The 17,454-nt window shown below is 67.8% G+C and carries 15 protein-coding genes and 1 pseudogene; 11 read left to right on the forward strand and 5 right to left on the reverse strand.

Going from position 1 to position 17,454, the window contains the following annotated elements:
• Positions 1–160 precede the first annotated feature (160 nt).
• From CG50_RS05655 to CG50_RS05665, 3 genes are all read right to left on the reverse strand, one after another.
• The gene (locus tag CG50_RS05655; protein ID WP_036636142.1) at positions 161–775 is read right to left on the reverse strand and encodes a YitT family protein; all 615 of its coding nucleotides are present in this window, start codon (positions 773–775) and stop codon (positions 161–163) included.
• A gap of 82 nt (positions 776–857) precedes the next feature.
• Positions 858–1,466, reverse strand: coding sequence for a YitT family protein (locus CG50_RS05660; RefSeq protein WP_036636143.1), 609 nt, complete (start codon positions 1,464–1,466; stop codon positions 858–860).
• A 74-nt stretch (positions 1,467–1,540) separates the two neighbouring features.
• Positions 1,541–1,777, reverse strand: coding sequence for a DUF2798 domain-containing protein (locus CG50_RS05665; protein WP_036636144.1), 237 nt, complete (start codon positions 1,775–1,777; stop codon positions 1,541–1,543).
• A 358-nt stretch (positions 1,778–2,135) separates the two neighbouring features.
• Between CG50_RS05665 and CG50_RS05670 the strand changes: the two genes are divergently transcribed.
• From CG50_RS05670 to CG50_RS05710, 9 genes are all read left to right on the forward strand, one after another.
• Complete coding sequence (locus CG50_RS05670) at positions 2,136–2,642, forward strand: cell wall hydrolase (protein WP_036636145.1); 507 nt, start codon at positions 2,136–2,138, stop codon at positions 2,640–2,642.
• 368 nt (positions 2,643–3,010) lie between these two features.
• Positions 3,011–3,919: a siderophore ABC transporter substrate-binding protein gene (locus CG50_RS05675; protein ID WP_245615611.1), complete on the forward strand. Its 909-nt coding sequence runs from the start codon at positions 3,011–3,013 to the stop codon at positions 3,917–3,919.
• Positions 3,916–4,887 (forward strand): ABC transporter permease, encoded by a 972-nt coding sequence (locus tag CG50_RS05680; protein ID WP_152559437.1) that lies wholly within the window; start codon positions 3,916–3,918, stop codon positions 4,885–4,887. The genes CG50_RS05675 and CG50_RS05680 overlap by 4 nt, the downstream gene beginning before the upstream one ends.
• On the forward strand, positions 4,877–5,857 hold the full coding sequence (locus CG50_RS05685; protein ID WP_036636146.1) for an iron chelate uptake ABC transporter family permease subunit: 981 nt from the start codon (positions 4,877–4,879) through the stop codon (positions 5,855–5,857). The genes CG50_RS05680 and CG50_RS05685 overlap by 11 nt, the downstream gene beginning before the upstream one ends.
• The gene (locus tag CG50_RS05690; RefSeq protein WP_036636148.1) at positions 5,854–6,609 is read left to right on the forward strand and encodes an ATP-binding cassette domain-containing protein; all 756 of its coding nucleotides are present in this window, start codon (positions 5,854–5,856) and stop codon (positions 6,607–6,609) included. The genes CG50_RS05685 and CG50_RS05690 overlap by 4 nt, the downstream gene beginning before the upstream one ends.
• 206 nt (positions 6,610–6,815) lie before the next feature.
• Positions 6,816–9,071, forward strand: coding sequence for a TonB-dependent receptor (locus CG50_RS05695; RefSeq protein ID WP_036636149.1), 2,256 nt, complete (start codon positions 6,816–6,818; stop codon positions 9,069–9,071).
• Between the two features lie 151 nt (positions 9,072–9,222).
• A complete protein-coding gene (locus tag CG50_RS05700; protein ID WP_036636151.1) occupies positions 9,223–9,909 on the forward strand; it encodes a Fe2+-dependent dioxygenase in 687 nt (228 codons plus the stop codon).
• Positions 9,906–10,652 (forward strand): tetratricopeptide repeat protein, encoded by a 747-nt coding sequence (locus CG50_RS05705; RefSeq protein WP_211248573.1) that lies wholly within the window; start codon positions 9,906–9,908, stop codon positions 10,650–10,652. Before CG50_RS05700 ends, CG50_RS05705 begins: the two co-directional genes overlap by 4 nt.
• A complete protein-coding gene (locus CG50_RS05710) occupies positions 10,649–11,728 on the forward strand; it encodes an alpha-hydroxy acid oxidase (RefSeq protein WP_036636154.1) in 1,080 nt (359 codons plus the stop codon). The genes CG50_RS05705 and CG50_RS05710 overlap by 4 nt, the downstream gene beginning before the upstream one ends.
• 42 nt (positions 11,729–11,770) lie before the next feature.
• Here CG50_RS05710 and CG50_RS05715 read toward each other — a convergent pair whose 3' ends face one another.
• On the reverse strand, positions 11,771–12,517 hold the full coding sequence (locus CG50_RS05715) for a siderophore-interacting protein (protein WP_036636155.1): 747 nt from the start codon (positions 12,515–12,517) through the stop codon (positions 11,771–11,773).
• Between the two features lie 379 nt (positions 12,518–12,896).
• Here CG50_RS05715 and CG50_RS05720 point away from each other — a divergent pair, with 379 nt between their 5' ends.
• Together CG50_RS05720 and CG50_RS05725 are read left to right on the forward strand one after the other, a co-directional pair.
• The gene (locus tag CG50_RS05720; protein WP_036636156.1) at positions 12,897–14,648 is read left to right on the forward strand and encodes a sigma-54-dependent Fis family transcriptional regulator; all 1,752 of its coding nucleotides are present in this window, start codon (positions 12,897–12,899) and stop codon (positions 14,646–14,648) included.
• A 141-nt stretch (positions 14,649–14,789) separates the two neighbouring features.
• Positions 14,790–16,250: pseudogene (locus tag CG50_RS05725) on the forward strand (NAD(P)-binding domain-containing protein); the annotation flags it as partial.
• Between the two features lie 28 nt (positions 16,251–16,278).
• Here the strand turns inward: CG50_RS05725 and CG50_RS05730 are convergent.
• A protein-coding gene (locus tag CG50_RS05730) for an IS3 family transposase (RefSeq protein ID WP_152559438.1) occupies positions 16,279–17,426 on the reverse strand; the annotation gives its coding sequence in 2 pieces (ribosomal slippage) (positions 16,279–17,165 and positions 17,165–17,426; 1,149 coding nt in all).
• Positions 17,427–17,454 lie beyond the last annotated feature (28 nt).

Consider the following 17,454-nt stretch of genomic DNA (forward strand, 5'->3'; position numbering starts at 1 on the left):
TATTGGATTTGGGCCCGGCTCTAGTCGAAAACCTGCATCATTGCCAGAGAGAACCGTGCGCGGATGCGGTTGCGCCGCGGAAAACAGGTCTAAGGCCACACGAGCGGGCGGGATTTCGGGCGGAAGGCCCCGTCTTCGTGTCGTGGTGGCGGGGGTGGGCTCAGGTCACGATATACCAGTCGCGCCGGTGGTTGAAGGCAATCACCAGGTTCAGGATCACCGCCCCCATCAGCGACCAGGCCACCTTGTCGAGGGGCATCAGCCACAGCGCCACCCCGAACAGCACGAGATCGTGGATCGTCTGGGTCCAGCCCGCCTTGAAGCCGTAGCGGTCCTGCAAGATCAGCGCGATGATCGACACGCCGCCGAGGCTGCCGGAATGGCGAAACAGGCCGAGAAGCCCGACCCCGGTCGAAACCCCGAACAGCACCGCCGCGGTGGCCGCGTTGATATGGTCGATCACAAGGAGCGGCTTCACCGCCTCGGCGAGCACCGACACCATGGTGACCGAGGCGAGGCTCTTGATGCAGAACACCGTGCCCCGGGCGCGATAGGCGAACCAGTAGAACGGCAGGTTGATCACGAAGAACACCGCGCCGAAGGCCCAGCCCGTGGCGTAGGAGATCAGCAGCGCCATCCCCGCCGTCCCCCCGGTCATCAGCCCGGCCGCGCGCAACAGATGCAGCCCGAGCGCCGACTGGATCGAGGCCAGCAGCAATCCCTGCATGTCCTCGAAACGGGTATAATGCTTCTCCGGGCGAAGGTCAGAGTCCATGACCTATATCCTGTTCCCGGCGGGCTCCGCCGTCCATCGCACTTGGTGCATGTCTGCTATGTCCGGCTTGCAAGGGTTTCCCTCAGCCCGCGATATAGTGATCGCGCCGGTGATTGACCGCGATCACCATGTTCAGCACCACCGCGCCGACAAAGGACCAGCCGACCGCCTGAAGCGGCAGCACGAACAGTGCCAGCACGAAGACGCAGGCGTCGAAGATCATCTGTGTCCAGCCCGCCTTGAAGCCGGTCTTGTCCTGCAGATAGAGGCTCATGATCCCGACGCCGCCGAGCGAGGCCCCGTGCCGGAACAGCGCCAGCAGCGCCGCCCCCGAGATGAAGCCATACATCGCCGCCCCGATCAGCGGGTTCAGCGTTCCGAAGCGGACGTAATGCGGGAAGACCTGCCCCAGAACCGACAGCAGCAGCACCGCGATGAAGGTTTTCACCACGAAGCGCGCCCCCATCCGCTTGTAGCCGAACCAGTAGAACGGCAGGTTCAGCGCGAAGAAGACCGGCCCGAAGCCCCATCCCGTCATGTAGGAGATAAGCACCGACAAGCCGGCGATCTGCCCGGTGATGAAGCCGAGGCTTTGCAAGATCACGATGCCGAAGGCCGCCATCGCGCCGCCGAACAGCAGGCCCTGAGCGTCTTCGAACGGCGTGTGCTGGGGAGGGGCGGTTTCGGTCATGGCGGGCTCCGGTCCGGGATTGCGGTTTTGTAACCGGGCCGGACGCGCGACGAAAGCCCGTTCGGGGGCGGAGCTCAGATCAGCTCGATGCCGGTGCGCTGCGCCAGACGCTCGATCACATGGCTGACGGCGGGGCGCACGACCTGCACCAGCAAGATCGCGACCGGGCAGGCCATGCTCCAGATGCTCAGCCAGAACGGCCCGAACCGTTCGCCCTCGGGCAGGTGAGTGTAGGACATGAACAGCGTCATCAGGGTCGACATGGTCAGTGGCATGGCGACCTGCATGACGCGCTTTCTCGACAGTTTCATCGGCGCATTCTTCGGTCCGGGCCGGCTGTGGGGGGCGGGGAAGGGAGGTCCGTCGTCCTGTCCGCCGGCGATTGTCGAGCTTTCTTCCGATTATCGCGGGCGGTGCGACCATTTCAATGGTTCGGCCACGCAACTATGCGCGGTCCGGAGGCGAGCCCGGATCTCAGCCTCCCGGATCTCAGACCCCGGATCTCAGACCCCTGGCGCGCGGGCCCCCCTGAGCGCGGGCTGCGGCTGAGCCATCCCTTGCCGGTCCGGGACTTTGCCCGCCTCCCGCTTTCTTGATCGGAGGGGGGAGGATCTGATAAAATGCCCGCAAGACCACAAGCGCGCCCGAAGGCGCCAGAGAGGCAGGCAGATGATACGGCATGGCACCCCCCTTCGGCTCGGCATGTCTTGCGTGATTGCCACGCTGGGGCTGTTGGGCTGTTCCCGGCACACCGATCTCGATTGCATGGAGCGGGCGATGTATTTCGAATCCGCCCATTCCAGCCGCGACGGCATGATCGCGGTGGGCAGTGTGGTGATGAACCGCGTCGAATCGGGGCGGTATCCGCGCTCGGTCTGCGGGGTGGTCGGTCAGCGCGGTCAGTTCGCCCGTGGCATCATGTCGAAGCGGATGAACCCGCGCGCCCTGCCGCCGGTGCGCGAGGCCGCTGCTGCCGTCCTCAGCGGCGAACGTCACCCGATGATCGGCGATGCAATGTTCTTCCATACCGCCGGATACCAGTACAATTACGACAACATGCAATACGTTCTGGTCGCGGGCGGTAACGCCTTCTACGAGAAACGCCGTGCCGATCTGGTCACCCAGCCGCTGCCGCCAGCCCCGGTCGAAGGCGTGACGCGCGGCATCGGGTATTGAGCCGCGTGCCCGGGGCAGATGCTGCCGTCCCCCGGTCCATTGTGCCCCCTGAAGCGCCGCCCCTGAAGCGCCGGGAGCCTGCCTCCTCCAGGTTCAACAGAAGGTGAAATTGCCCGATGACGCCCCGTCCCCGGGCGGGGCGGTGCCCGGCGCGCGTCGTCGCGGGCGCCTGCGCGGCAGTGCACAGGGCTGTTTTCCTGCGCTTTCTTCCCTTTTTGGTCTCTGCTCCGCTCTCGTGGCGGGGCGGCGGTGTCGTTCTGGCCGGGGCAGATTTATTGTTGAGTTTTTTCATCTCCTATGATTTTTGTCGGGAAATTGTCCGGTGCGTCGCTCTATCGCGCCCGGTGAAACCGAAAAAGGAGATCCCGATGCGCCTTCTCATGCTTGGAGCCTGTCTGCTCGCTCTGGCTGCCCCCGCCCTGACCACGCCGGCCCTTGCCGCGCCGGTGACCGTGGCGACCGCCCGCGGTCCGGTCACGCTCGAGGCCGCTCCGGCCCCCGTCGCGGCGTTCGATTTCGCGGCGATGGATACGCTCGGCGCGCTCGGCGTGCCCGTCGGCGGTGTGCCGGACAGCATTCTCGTGCCCTATCTCAAACCCGAGGCAGCCGGCGCGAAGCCGGTGGGAACGCTGTTCGAGCCCGATCTCGAACGGCTGTCGGAGTTGCATCCCGGCGTCATCATCCTCGGCAGCCGGGCGGCGCCGAAATACGATGCGCTCAAGGGGCTGGCGCCGGTGCTCGACATGACGGTCTCTCCCGATGTGCTGGCCTCGCTGCACGAGCAGCTCGTGGCCTATGGCACGCTGTTCGGCAAGACCGACGCGGCCGCGAAGCTCGCGGCGGCACTCGATGCCAGGGTGGCGACGGTGCAGGGGCTCGGCACCGGCAAGGGCAAGGCGCTGGTCATCCTGACCAATGGCACCAAGATGGCGGCCTATGGCATCGGCTCGCGGTTCGGCTGGCTGCACACCGTCACCGGCCTGAGCGAGGCCCATCCCGGCCTGAAGACCGACACCCATGGCAATGCGATTTCCTATGAATTCATCGCCGAGGCCGATCCGGATTACATCTTCGTCATCGACCGCGGCGCGGCGATCGGGGCGGACGGCGCGTCGGCGCGTCAGACGCTCGACAACCCGCTGGTCAATGCCACCACGGCGGCGCGCAAGGGCCAGATCGTCTATCTGAACGCGGCCGATATGTATCTGGCCTCGGGCGGCTACCGGGCCACGATGGAAATCCTCGACGAGCTGCATACGGCGCTGGACCGGAAGTGACCCCCGGGTTTCGCCATCTGCGCCTGGCCCTGAGTCTGGGGCTGGGCGCGCTGTGTCTGCTCAGCCTCTCGGTCGGGGCCTATGAGGTTCCGGCCGCCGGCCTGCTGTCGGACCCGATGGGACTGCTGGTGCTGAGCGTGTCGCGATTGCCGCGGACGCTTGCGGCGGTGCTGTCTGGGGCGGCACTTGCCGTTGCGGGCGTGGTGATGCAGCAGATCGCGCGCAACCGTTTCGTCGAACCCTCGACCACGGGAACGCCGGAATCGGCGGCACTCGGGCTGCTTGCCGTGACGCTGCTGGCACCGGGCGCGCCGGTCTGGGTGAAGATGGCGGTGGCGGCGGTCTCGGCGCTGCTCGGAACGGCGCTGTTCGTCGCGCTGATCCGCCGCCTGCCGCCGCGCGAGGTATTTCTGGTGCCACTCGCCGGGCTGATCCTGTCGGGTGTCATCGGCGCCGTGGTGACCTGGATCGCCTGGGAGGCGGATCTGATGCAGCTGGTCGGAACCTGGCTGATGAGCGGAGAATTCTCGGGCGTGATCGCGGGGCGTTATGAATTGCTGTGGATCGCGGCGGCGGCGGCGGCGCTGGCCTGGGTCGCGGCCGACCGGTTCGCGATCCTCGGGCTCGGGCCCGAGGCGGCGACGGGGCTCGGTCTCAACCCCGATGCGGTGATGCGGCTTGGCCTCGTGGTGGTGTCGGTGGTGACGGCGATGGTGGTGGTGAGCGTGGGCATGATCCCCTTCGTGGGCCTCGTGGTGCCCAATATCGTCGCGCGGCTGATGGGCGACAATCTGCGCCGGACGCTGGCCCCGACGGCGCTTGGCGGAGGGGCGCTGGTGCTGGGATCGGACCTCGTGGGGCGGCTGGTCGTCTATCCGTTCGAGATTCCCGCGGGCACGATCCTCGGCGTCACCGGCGCCGCGATCTTCCTGTGGCTGTTGTGGAGCAAACCGCGCCATGTCGCCTGAGCGTATATCGCCTGACCGGACCGGGCTGCGGCTTGCCGTTCTGACGCTGTTGCTGCTGGTGGCGGTGCTGGGCTGGCTGTTTCAGGGGCTCGCGGGCAACCGCGCCTTCATCCTGGGGCTGCGGCTCGACCGGCTGCAGGCGCTGGCGCTGATCGGGGCGGCGGTCGCGGTGGCGACGGTGCTGTTTCAGACCGTGGCGCAAAACCGCATCCTGACGCCTTCGATCATGGGGTTCGATGCGCTTTACGTGATGGTGCAGACGCTGGCTGTCGCGGGGCTGGGGATCACCGGCTACACCACGTTGCCGGCGGGCGCCAAGTTCCTGGCCGAGGCGGCGCTGATGACCGCGATGGCGGTGATGCTGTTCGGCACGCTGCTCGGGCGCGGGGGGGGCGGGGCGAACGATATCGGGCGCACCATTCTGACCGGGGTGATTTTGGGAATTCTGTTTCGCTCGGCGGCATCGCTCGGGGCGCGGCTGCTGGATCCGAATGCCTATGCGGTGGTGCAGGCGGTCAGCTTTGCCAATTTCGGCAAGCCGGCGGCCGGGCTGACGCTGTGGGCGGCGGCGATCGTGGTGCCGGCGATCGCGGTGGCGCTGTGGCTCGGGCCGCGGCTCGATGTGCTGGGGCTCGGGCGCGAGAGGGCGGTGTCGCTCGGTCTCGGCCACCGCCGGCTGGTCGTGGGGGTGCTGGTGCTGGTTGCGGTGCTGGTGGCGGCCTCGACGGCGCTGGTCGGTCCGGTGACCTTCTTCGGGCTGATCGTCGCCGGGCTGGCGCAGGCGCTGTTTCCGGGCGCCCCGCATCGGGTGCGGCTGTGCGCGGCGATGCTGCTCGCCTGCCTGATGCTGATCGGCGGGCAATGGCTGTTCGAGCGCGGTCTCGGCCAGCGCGCCACGCTGAGCGTGGTGATCGAATTCGCCGGCGGGCTGATGTTCCTGGCGCTGCTGCTGAAAGGACGGCTGAGATGATTGATGTGGCCGAGGTATCGTGCCGGATCCATGGCACCGAGATTCTGGCGCCGGCGACGCTGCGCATTCCGGACGGACAGATCACCGCGCTGATCGGGCCGAACGGGGCGGGCAAGTCGACGCTGTTGCGGCTGATCGGACGGATCGCACCGTTGCAGAGCGGACGGGTGAGCATCGACGGGCTGGATCTGGCGGGCACGGCCTCGGACCGGCTGGCGCGGCAGATGGCGTTTCTCGGGCAAAGCACGGCGCTTGCCAGCCGGCTCAGGGTGGGCGAGCTGGTGGCCTTCGGGCGCTGGCCGCATTGCCATGGCCGGCCCGGGCCGGACGACCGGGCGGCGGTGGCTGCGGCGCTTGCCGAATTCGGTCTGGTCGGTCTTGCCGGCCGGTTCATGGACGAGCTGTCGGGCGGGCAGGCGCAGCGCGCGCATCTGGCGATGGCGGCGGCGCAGGATACGCCGTGGCTTTTGCTCGACGAGCCGATGAACAACCTCGATCTCGCCCATGCCCGCACGCTGATGGAGGCACTGGCGCGGCGCCGCGCGCAGGGCGGATCGGCGCTGGTGGTGCTGCACGATCTGAATTTCGCCGCCGGCTGGGCGGACCGCGTGGTCGCGATGAAGGCCGGCCGGATCCATGCCGAGGGCACACCGGACGAGGTGCTGACCTCTGACATCTTGTCAGATCTGTATGACACCCCCATCGAGGTCGGCCGCCATCGCGGCCGGCCGCTGGTGCTGCATCACATGTAAGGCGGCTTCGGGGAGGAGCTGCGGATTCTTAGTGAGGCGCAGGGTATCATGCAGAAAAATATGCATTTTCCCGATATGACGGATTGAATTTAGTAAAATAGTCAGGAATAATTCGCGCGGAAGCATCAGCCGACGGCGCCATCGCGCTGTGGTCTCCTTGCGAGACGTAGCCAGCTCCGATTTCCAACCGTCACAAGGCTCAATACATGACAGCGATGAACAGAAGGGGCGTCGGGACACTGGTCTCGGTCGGCGCCGCGGGGCTTGGCGCCGCGGTTCCGGGTGCGGCCCCGGCACAGGACACCGCCGGCGCGGCGATGCAGCTCGGCACGATCACCGTCTCCGACGAGGCGACGAGCGCGAACGCCAACGAGGCCACGGTGACCTCGGCGGGGCGCTCGCTTGCGGGCACGGTCAAGGACACGCCGCAGGTGGTCAATGTGGTCTCGCCCGAGGTGCTGAAACAAAAGCACGTCACCACGCTGGAAGAAGCGCTGAAGAACGTGCCGGGCGTCACGCTGTCGAGCGGCGAAGGCCGCGGCGGGCTGAACGGCGAACAGTTCCGTCTGCGCGGCATCCAGTCGAAGGGCGACATCTTCACCGACGGGCTGAAGGATTTCGGCACCTATACCCATGACATGTTCAACACCGAATCGGTGACCGTGCTGAAGGGGCCGTCGGGCGAGGCCTATGGCATCGGCAGCCTGGGCGGCCTGATGAACATGGAGACCAAGAAGGCGCATCTGGGCGACGCCAATGAGGCGGCGCTGAGCTATTCGAGCGGCACCACCCTGCGCGAGACGCTCGACATGAACAAGCAGCTCGGCGAGACCTCGGCGATCCGGCTGAACGTGATGAACCAGCGCGGCTATGCGCCCGACCGCGATCACGTGTCGCAAAACCGTCAGGGCGTGGCGCTCGATTACGGTCTGGGCATCGGCACCGGGACCGAATGGCATGTCGGTTACGAATATCTGCGCGGCAAGGGCAAGCCCGACCAGGGCCAGCCGATGGCGACCGGGGCGGACGGGATCGCGCGCCCGCTGCTGGAGTTCGACGTGCCGGGATATGACCGCAGCACCTCTTACGTGCGCAGCATCGACAAGGATATCACCGAAACCCACATGCTGACCTCCTCGTTCAGCCATGTGGCCGATTCGGGCTTCACCATCACCAACGACACCCGCATCAAGCATTACAGCCGCGACTTCGCCACCACGACGCCCGGCGCCTGCGACGAGGCCTGTCTGTCGAGCCTGCTCTCGGGCGGGTCGGCGGTTATGGCCTACGGTGCCGGCGGCGGCATGAACTACGATCAGGACGGCTGGGGCTTCGAGAACCTGACGGCGGCGCATTTCGACGGCGACGTCTTCGGGATGAAGAACAAGGCGCTGATCGGGCTCGATATTTCTTATCAGAAAGACGACCGGGTGCGCGGCAGCTGGACCGGGCGGGTCAACGATCAGGACGTGGTGAACCCCGCCTATCAGATGCCCGGCGCGGTGCAGAGCTTCAACTACAGCCAGCCGGCGAACGCCAAGTCCCTCGATCTGGGGCTGGTGGCGTCGGACCGGCTGTGGCTGACGGACAAGTGGTCGGTTCTGGGCTCGGCCCGGGCAGATTACTTCAACAGCACCTTCGACGGCTATACCATCGGCGCGACCGAGGCCTCGCATGGCGAGTCCGAGACCTCGCGCATCAGCCCCGCTTTCAGCGTGATCTACGAGCCGGGCAAGGACACCACCGTCTATGCCTCCGCCTCGCGCGCCTATCGCCCGATCGGCACCGATATCGGCGCCTCGGCCGAGGGCACGTCGAGTTCTGTCGCGGCGGAAGGTTACGATCCGGAACGCTCGGACAACGTTGAACTCGGCGCCAAGACCAACCTGTTCGACAATGCCCTCGGGCTGAGCGCGGCGGTGTTCCAGACGCGCAAGACCAACTCCTTCACCGAGAACAGCGACGGCACTTATTCGACCGGCTTCAGCGAGGACGGCAGCGCCGTGCGCGTGCGCGGGATCGAGCTGGGCGCCTCGGGGCGGATCACGCAGGACTGGACGGTCAATCTGGCCTATGCCTATCTCGACGGCGACGTGATCGGCGGCAAGGGCATCGACGGCGAGACCGTGGGCAATGCCGCGCCCTATGTGTCGAAGCACAACCTGTCGCTGTGGACGAACTACCGTCTGTCGCCGAAGGCGATCGCGCTGCCGGGCGATGTCTCGGTGGGCGGCGGCGTCACCTATGCGTCGAAATACTACACCAACGCGGCCAATACCGCGCAGATCCCGGAGACGATTTCTCTCGATATGTCCGTCGCTTACGAGACGGACGGTTATCGTCTGGCGCTGAATGCCTTCAACCTGACCGATCACGACAACTATTCGGCCGGCTTCGGCGGCTCGCGGGCCACCCCGTCTTACGGGCGCACCTTCGCCGTTACGCTGTCGAAGGAGTTCTGATCCGACATCCGGGCGGGGACGCGCGTCCCCGTCCGTCCTGCGGGCCGGGCCATGCCGGCCCGCCTCCTTGTCCCGTCCGGGGTCCCGGAACGGGTTTCCGGTCGTTTCCGGAGGCCCGCTCCGGAAACCCGCCCTTTGCAAAGAATGTGCCATGCTGATCCATGTCCCCGATGTCCTGACCCTCGAAGAGGTCGCCCATTGCCGTCAGGTGCTCGAAGCCTCGTCCTGGGCCGACGGGCGGCTGACCGCGGGCGATCTGGCGGTCCGGGTGAAGAACAACCTGCAGATCCCGGCCGACAGCGCCGAGGCGCTGGAACTCGGTGAGATCGTCCTGCGCGCCCTTGGCCGCGATCCGACCTACAATTCGGCCGCGCTGCCCCTCAGGGTGCTTCCGCCGATGTTCAACCGCTATGATCCGGGCATGACCTTCGGCGCCCATACCGACAACGCCATCCGCACCGTTCCGGGCGCCGGCGGGGCGCGGATGCGCGCCGATGTCTCGACCACGATCTTCCTCAGCGACCCCGACGAATACGACGGCGGCGAGTTGGTGGTTCAGGACACCTACGGCAGCCAGCGGGTCAAGCTGCCGGCCGGTCATATGGTGGTCTATCCGTCCTCCAGCCTGCATCTGGTCACCCCGGTCACCCGCGGCAGCCGGTGGGCCTCGTTCTTCTGGGCGCAGTCGATGGTGCGCGAGGACGGCCGGCGCGCGATCCTTTACAACCTCGACCTCGCGATCCGCGAGATCCGTGCCACGATGGGCGATGAGGGCGAGGCCGTGCAGCGGCTGGTGAGCCATTATCACAACCTCGTCCGTCTCTGGGCCGAGCTGTGACACCGGCCGGCCCCGGGCCCGCGCCACAAGAGACCGCGCCGCAGGAGACTGCGCCGCAGGAGATTGCGCCGCAGGGGATCGAGGCACAGCTTGCCCTCGGCCAGATGCTGCTGGAGGCGGGCGAGGGCGCCTCCGCCTGGGAGGCTTTCGCGGCGGCCGCGCGCCGGGGCGACGGGCGGGCGATGACCATGCTCGGCCGGCTTGCCGAGCATGGCTGGACCGGGCGCGCGCCCGACCCCGCGGCGGCCGCCCATCACTACCGCAGGGCCGCGGCCGCGGGCAGTGGCTGGGCGCTGTTCAATCTCGCCGACCTCCATCTGACCGGGCGCGGGGTCGCGCCGGACGCGGCCGGGGCTGTTGCGCTCTATTCCCGCGCGGCCGAAGCCGGGGTGGCGCAGGCGCTCAACATGCTCGGTCTGTGCTGCGAAGAGGGGCAGGGCCTGCCTGCCGATAGCGTCCTCGCAAGGCGGTATTACGCGGCCGGGGCCGAGGCGGGCGATTGCTGGGCGAGTTTCAACCTCGGGCGTCTGATGCTCGAGGATGGCGAGCCCGACGCGGCGCTGATCCGGTTTCGCCGGGCGTATGACACCGGCTTCGCCGGGTTCTGGCGCCGTCTGGCCGAGGCGCTGGCCCCGCTTGACGATCCGCGGTTCAGGGCGCTCTCCGGGGCCGCGCTGAGCCGCGCCGAGGCGGGCGAAGCTGCGCTGCGCCGGCGCCGCACCGGCGAGAAGGCCGCATCATGACCGCGGCGGATTTCCTGTCTCTGGCCGATTACGGGCGGCATTTTGCCGCGACGGCCCCGGCCGGGGTGCGGGCCTGGGTCGATGGCGGGGCGGGCGACGGCATCACCGCGGCCGAGAACCTCGCGGCCTTCGCGGCGTTGCGGCTGTGGCCGCGCGTGCTGGGCGATCTGCGCGCGGGATCGGCCGCGACCGAGTTGTTCGGCCGTCCGCTCGCGGCACCGGTGCTGATCGCGCCCACGGCGTGCCACGCGCTGCTCGATCCGGAGGGCGAGCTCGCCACCGCGACCGCGGCGGCACTGACCGGCACGCCGATGATCGTCTCGACCCAGGCCTCGGTCCGGATCGAGGACCTGACCGCCGCCGTCCCCGGGGCCGATCTGTGGTTCCAGATCTACCCGCAGCCGGTGTTCGCCGATACGCTCGATCTGTGCCGGCGGGCGGTGGCCGCGGGATGCCGGGCGCTGGTGCTGACGGTCGACGCGCCGGTCTCTGGCGTGCGCAATGCCGAGCAGCGGGCGGGCTTCGTCTTGCCCGAAGCGGCGCAGGCGAACCTGCGCGATTACGCCCCCCCGCCTGCGGTCGAAGGCCCGCGCAGCCCGGTGTTTCGCGGACTGGTGGACCCGGCGTTGCGATGGGCAGAGGCCGGACGGATCTGTGCCGAGAGCCCGGTGCCGGTGCTGTTCAAGGGTATCCTGCACCCGGACGATGCGCTGAAGGCACGCGCGGCGGGGGCGGCGGGGATCGTGGTGTCGAACCACGGGGGCAGGGTGCTCGATACCGTGCCGCCGGCGATTGCGGCGCTGCCCGCGATCCGGCGTGCGCTTGGCCCGGGGGTGCCGGTGCTGGTCGATGGCGGGGTGCGGCGCGGCACCGATGTGGTCAAGGCGCTGGCGCTCGGTGCGGATGCGGTGTTGCTCGGCCGGCCGGTGCTCCATGCGTTGTTCGCCGCCGGCATGAGCGGGGTCGCTCATGCGCTGACGCTGCTGCAAACCGAGACCGAGGCCGCGATGGCACTGGTCGGCGCGGCCCGGCCCGGCGATATCGACGCCACGCTGATCTGGTCCGGCCCGCAGTGAGGAGCCGGCGGGGACGCCGGCCCGGGGCGGGCGCGGGTGTCCTCAGTCCAGCGTCTTGTCGCTTGCGTCGGCCTGTCCCTCGATCCAGTAGCCCGCGGCCTTGATCCAGCCGCGCGGATGTGAGCGCGGGCCGGCGAAATGATCGCGCAGCGCGCGCGCCACGCCGGCTTCGGCCGCGATCCAGATGAAGCCGCGCCCCCCGGCGGGCAGAACGATCTGCCCGGCCGCTGCCAGCGCCGGCACCGGATCGGCGGAATGCGTTCCGCGGTGCAGCCAGTGCGCTTCGTGCTCGGCCCGGGTGACGAAGCACTGCTCTTCGGCGGCATCGGCCACCAGCCCGAGGGTGATGACCTTCGTGTCCGCCCCCAGCTCCTCGACCCGGCGGCCGAGCGCGGGCAGCCCGGTCTCGTCGGCGATCAGCAGCCACCAGTCGAACGCGGCCGTCACCACCTGCGAGCCGCGCGGCCCGCCGATCTCCAGCCGGTCGCCGGGGCGCGCATCGAGCGCCCATCGCGTCGCGGGGCCGGCCTCGTGCACGGCGAAATCGAGGGTCAGCGTCCGCTCTGCCCGGTCGAAGGCGCGCGGGGTGTAATCGCGCATCGCCGGCCGGTCGGTGCCGGTGGGGAAGATCAGCTTGATGTGATCGTCGGGCGAGAGGCTGGTGAAATCGGCCAGATCCTCGCCCTCCAGAACCATACGGATCATGCGAGGGGTGAGATAGCTCTTGTCGCGCAGGCTCAGCGTGCGGCGGCGGACGTCGAAACGGTGTCGGGTGAAAATCTGGTCCATGGGACTCCTTGGGCGATGCTCTCGCGGGCATGAGGCTGTGGGGAAACGGTGGCGCTGGCGGATGCGAGGGCGGTGCGCCGTCGCATCGGGGCTGGCGAAGCGGGCGAACCGGCGCGACGATGCGGACGCCCTTGCGGCAGGGCATTCCCCATCGGCCTTCCGATCGGCCCCGTGAGCCGGTGCATAGGCCAGCCGGAGCGCGCGCACAACACCCCTGCGTGCAGGCGCGGTCCGCGCATCCGCTCTTGCGCGCGGGGTCTTTGCGGGACGCGTGGTCCGGACGCGGTGCGGACATGGCCGAGGATGTCGCGGCGGCGACATTGTTCTTGCCGCGCGGGCCGCCTCTCGTGCTACGCTTCGCGCGGGGAGGTGACGCGCCATGCAAAACGCACGTCATGTCGAGGAGATCGGACAGGTTCTTGAAGGCGGTCAGACCGGGCGGGACAGTGTTGTCTCTGCCTCATGGCGGCGCTGTGTCGAGCTTTACGGCATGGATCCGATGCGCTCGGATCCGGCCCATATCGTGACCGAGACCGAGCTTCGCGATCATCGCAAGCAGGCCGAATGGCTGATCGCGGCGGCGCGCTCGGGGTTGCAGTCGCTGTTTCGGCAGGTCGCGGGGCAGAATTACGTGCTGTTGCTCGCCGATGCCAAGGGGGTCTGCGTCGACTTCTTCGGCGACGAGCTGTTTACCGAGGATCTGCGCCGCTCGGGCCTTTATCTCGGGTCGAACTGGTCGGAGAATCTGGCCGGAACCTGCGGAGTGGGGGCCTGCATCGTCACTGAGGAGCCGGTGACCGTGCATCAGGACGATCACTTCGGCAATGCGCATGTCGCGCTGTCGTGCACGGCGGCGCCGATCTTCGACAGTCTCGGCCAGCTCGCGGCGGTGCTCGATATCTCGCTGTTGCGCTCGCCCGCGCCGAAGACCAGTCAGAGCCTTGCGATGAGTCTGGTGACGGCGGCGGCGCGGCGCGTCGAGATGGCCAATCTGATGGCCGAGAGCCCGCGCGACTGGGTGTTGCGCCTGTCGTCGAGCCCCGAGTTCCTCGATGTCGATCCCGAGGCCGCGGTGCGCCTCGACGGGGCGGGGCGGGTGCTCGGCTATACCCGCGCGGCGCGGCGGTTGTTTCCCGAGGGCGGCACCATCCTCGGACGCCGGATCGACGAGGTTCTTGGCGTCGGCGTCGACGATCTGCCCGATCTGATGCGCGACCGCCCGACCGAGGAGCGGGTGATCGAGACCCGCGATGGCGGCGCGCTGTTCGGCCATGCCATCGCGCCCAAGGCGCCGCGCCAGACCCATCAGAAGATGCGTCAGGGCGGGGCGCTTGCGGGGCTGACAGGGGGCGATCCGGCGATGGCGCGGCTGCTCGATCAGGCCGAGCGGCTGGCCCCCGGCTCCGTGCCCTTGCTGATCTCGGGCGAGACCGGGACCGGCAAGGCCCGGCTGGCGCGCGCGATCCACATGAGCGGCAAGGCGGCGGGATTTCTCAGCCTCGACTGCGCCGGGTTGAGTGCCGGCGCACTGGAAGAGGCCTGTGCTGCGGCCAGCGGGCCGGCGACGCTGCTGTTGCGCCGGATCGAGGATCTGAGCCCCGGGACCGCCACCGCGCTGAGCGGGCTGCTCGATCGCCGCCCCGATTTGCGCCCGGTGTCGACGAGTTGCCTCGACCCGGCAAGGATTGCCCTGCCGCGGCCGCTGTTTCACCGGCTGGCAGGCTGCGTGCTGAGCGTGCCGCCGCTGCGGCTGCGGCGCGATATGGACTGGCTGATCTCGCGCCATCTGCGTCGCCATGGCGCCGACACGATCCGGCTGTCGCCTGCGGCCCGGGCCGAGCTGTTGGGGCGCAGCTGGCCGGGCAATATCCGCGAACTGGAACAGGCCCTCGATGTCGCGGCGGCGCTTTGCGTCGGGCCGGTGATCGACCTGCCCGACCTGCCGGGGCCGGTCGGGTCCGATGCCGGGGCAGGGCAGACGCCCCCGGGGTCCGTCGACCCGTGGGAGGGGCTTGAACAGGTGCTGGCGGCCTGCGAGTGGAACATGGCCCGCGCCGCGCGCCGGTTCGGGGTCAACCGCTCGACCATCCTGCGCCGGATCCGGGCGAGCGGGTTGCAGCCGCCCGGCTGATCCGTTGCGCCGCCGTTGCGCGCGCAACATCGCGGGCCCTGCCGTTCAAAACATGCCGATGAAATGTGCAAATTGCATGGATCGGCGGCCGATTCGACAGCGATACTTCCCTCGGAGGCACATGCAGAGGGAGGAGATGCAATGCTTGACTCGACGGTTGTCAACCAGACCCAGGAGGTCCTCGACAGTCTGAACGACGCGCTGGCGCAGGGAGATATCGAGCGCGCCGCGGCGCTGTTCGCCACCGACAGCTATTGGCGCGATCTGGTCGCGGTGAGCTGGAACCTGAAGACGGTCGAAGGCCCCGCCGGGGTCGCCGATCTGCTGAGCCATCAGCTGGCCCACACCCGGCCGGGCAATTTCACGATCCAGCCCGGAGAGGTCCCCGCCGAGGAGGGCGGCGTGGTCACGGCCTGGATCACTTTCGAGACCGCGGTGGGCCGCGGCTGGGGCCTGATGCGGCTGCGCGACGGCAAGATCTGGACCTTGCTGACGGCGCTGCAGGAGCTGAAGGGCTTCGAGGAGCCGCGCGGCACCCGTCGCCCGATGGGCGCCGAGCATGGCGCGCGCAAGGATCGCAGCTCGTGGAAGGAGCGGCGCGAGGCGGAACAGGCGGAGCTCGGCATCACCACGCAGCCCTATGCGCTGATCGTCGGCGGCGGGCAGGGCGGCATCGCGCTCGGCGCGCGGTTGCGCCAGATGGGGGTGCCGGCGATCGTGCTCGACAAGCATGACCGGCCCGGCGATCAGTGGCGCTCGCGCTACAAGTCGCTGTGTCTGCATGACCCGATCTGGTATGATCATCTGCCCTACATCAAGTTCCCCGACAACTGGCCGGTGTTCACCCCCAAGGACAAGGTGGGCGACTGGCTGGAGATGTACACCAAGGTGATGGAGATCAATTACTGGTCCCGCTCCGAGGTGACGCGGGCGAGCTTCGACGAGGCCTCGGGCACCTGGACGGTCGAGGTGAACCGCGACGGCACGAGGGTCACGCTGCACCCGACGCAGCTGGTTCTGGCGACCGGCATGTCGGGCAAGCCGAACATGCCGCGTTTCCCGGGGATGGAGCGTTTCAAGGGCACGATCCAGCATTCGTCTCAGCACAAGGGGCCGGACGAATGGGCCGGCAAGAAGGCGGTGGTCATCGGCTCGAACAACTCGGCCCATGACATCTGCGCCGCGCTGTGGGAGGGCGGGGCGGACGTCACCATGGTGCAGCGCTCCTCGACGCATATCGTGCGCTCGGACAGCCTGATGGAGATCGGTCTCGGCGCGCTTTATTCGGAACAGGCGCTGGCGAACGGCATCACCACCGAGAAGGCGGACATGATCTTCGCCTCGCTGCCCTACAAGATCATGCACGAGTTCCAGATCCCGCTTTACGACAAGATGCGCGAGCGCGACGCCGAGTTCTATGCCGGGCTGGAAAAGGCGGGCTTCGACCTCGACTGGGGCGACGACGGTTCGGGGCTGTTCCTGAAATACCTGCGCCGGGGCTCTGGCTATTACATCGACGTTGGCGCGAGCCAGCTGATCATCGACGGCGAGGTGAAGCTCGCCAAGGGAGGCATCGACCATTTCGAGGAAGATGCGGTGGTGAGCTGCTGCCGGTTTCGTGGACAGCGTGTTAAGCTAACATAGCGCGGGCCTCGAATTCTATGGGGCTAAGATAGCCCAGTTTTGAATGCCGTCTGTGGGGATTGTAGAAGCGCTCGATGTAGTCGAAGACGTCGGCGCGTGCTTCGTCTCGGGTGCGGTAGACCTTCCTCGCCGCTCGTTCGGTCTTTAGCGACGAGAAGAAGCTCTCCATCGCGGAATTATCCCAGACATTGCCCGCCCGGCTCATGGAGCAGGTGATGCCGTTGTCGGCCAGCAAGCGCTGAAACTGCTCGCTTGTGTATTGCGAACCCTGATCCGAATGATGAAGCAGCGCGTCGGCCTTGCCGCGCCGCCAGACGGCCATCATCAGCGCATCCATGACCAGCGATGCATCCCGTTCTGCCTTCATCGACCAGCCCACGACGCGCCGCGAAAACAGGTCTAGGACGACGGCGGCATACAGCCAGCCTTCGGCAGTCCAGACATAGGTGAAGTCGGCAAGCCACTTCTGGTTTGGCCGCTCGGCCTGGAAGTCCCGGTTGAGGATGTTGTCGGCGATGACCGAGCGTTCGCCGTCATCCTTCGGCTTTCCACGGCGTCTTGGCCGCGCCCGCAAGGCATTGCTCCGCATCAGCCGTTCGATCCGGTGAAGGCCGCAGGCCAGCCCTTCCTCCAGCACGTCGCGCCAGACACGGCGCGCGCCATAGGTCCGGTCGCTGGCCTTGAAGCTTGTCTCGATCGCCGCGACGAGCTTGGCGTCATGGACCTCGCGGGCGCTGGTCGGGCGATTGAGACAGGCATGGAAGCTCGAGCGCGACACATCCAGCACGTCGCACAGCCAGCTGACGGGCCAGATGTGGCGATGCTTGGCGATGAAGGCGAACCTCATGTCGCCTCTCGCGCGAAAAAAGCTGCCGCCTTCTTGAGGATGTCACGCTCCGCCCGGAGCCGGGCGACCTCTTTCTTCAGGGCTGCAATCTCGGCCAGATCGGCCCGCATCTGTCCGTTCCCGGGAACGGCCGCGGCAGGCGCAGCTGTCAGCTCCCGCATCCAGCGGCGCAGAACGCTCTCGGCCACATCTAGGTCACGGGCAGCCTGCGCCACCGAAACGCCCCTGTCCGTCACCAGCCTAACGGCCTCGATCTTGAACTCACGGCTGAACTTCCGTCTCGTCATATCCACTCTCCAGTTCCTTGGTCACGAT

The organism is Paenirhodobacter enshiensis (assembly GCF_000740785.1).
GTDB lineage: Bacteria > Pseudomonadota > Alphaproteobacteria > Rhodobacterales > Rhodobacteraceae > Rhodobacter > Rhodobacter enshiensis.

Excerpts from the sequence above, each read along its gene's own strand:
- CG50_RS05695 (WP_036636149.1), top strand. The coding sequence starts at position 6,816 with ATGACAGCGATGAACAGAAGGGGCGTCGGGACACTGGTCTCGGTCGGC.
- CG50_RS05660 (WP_036636143.1), bottom strand. The coding sequence starts at position 1,466 with ATGACCGAAACCGCCCCTCCCCAGCACACGCCGTTCGAAGACGCTCAG.
- CG50_RS05710 (WP_036636154.1), top strand. The coding sequence starts at position 10,649 with ATGACCGCGGCGGATTTCCTGTCTCTGGCCGATTACGGGCGGCATTTT.
- CG50_RS05690 (WP_036636148.1), top strand. The coding sequence starts at position 5,854 with ATGATTGATGTGGCCGAGGTATCGTGCCGGATCCATGGCACCGAGATT.
- CG50_RS05720 (WP_036636156.1), top strand. The coding sequence starts at position 12,897 with ATGCAAAACGCACGTCATGTCGAGGAGATCGGACAGGTTCTTGAAGGC.
- CG50_RS05675 (WP_245615611.1), top strand. The coding sequence starts at position 3,011 with ATGCGCCTTCTCATGCTTGGAGCCTGTCTGCTCGCTCTGGCTGCCCCC.
- CG50_RS05670 (WP_036636145.1), top strand. The coding sequence starts at position 2,136 with ATGATACGGCATGGCACCCCCCTTCGGCTCGGCATGTCTTGCGTGATT.
- CG50_RS05715 (WP_036636155.1), bottom strand. The coding sequence starts at position 12,517 with ATGGACCAGATTTTCACCCGACACCGTTTCGACGTCCGCCGCCGCACG.
- CG50_RS05685 (WP_036636146.1), top strand. The coding sequence starts at position 4,877 with ATGTCGCCTGAGCGTATATCGCCTGACCGGACCGGGCTGCGGCTTGCC.
- CG50_RS05655 (WP_036636142.1), bottom strand. The coding sequence starts at position 775 with ATGGACTCTGACCTTCGCCCGGAGAAGCATTATACCCGTTTCGAGGAC.
- CG50_RS05665 (WP_036636144.1), bottom strand. The coding sequence starts at position 1,777 with ATGAAACTGTCGAGAAAGCGCGTCATGCAGGTCGCCATGCCACTGACC.
- CG50_RS05700 (WP_036636151.1), top strand. The coding sequence starts at position 9,223 with ATGCTGATCCATGTCCCCGATGTCCTGACCCTCGAAGAGGTCGCCCAT.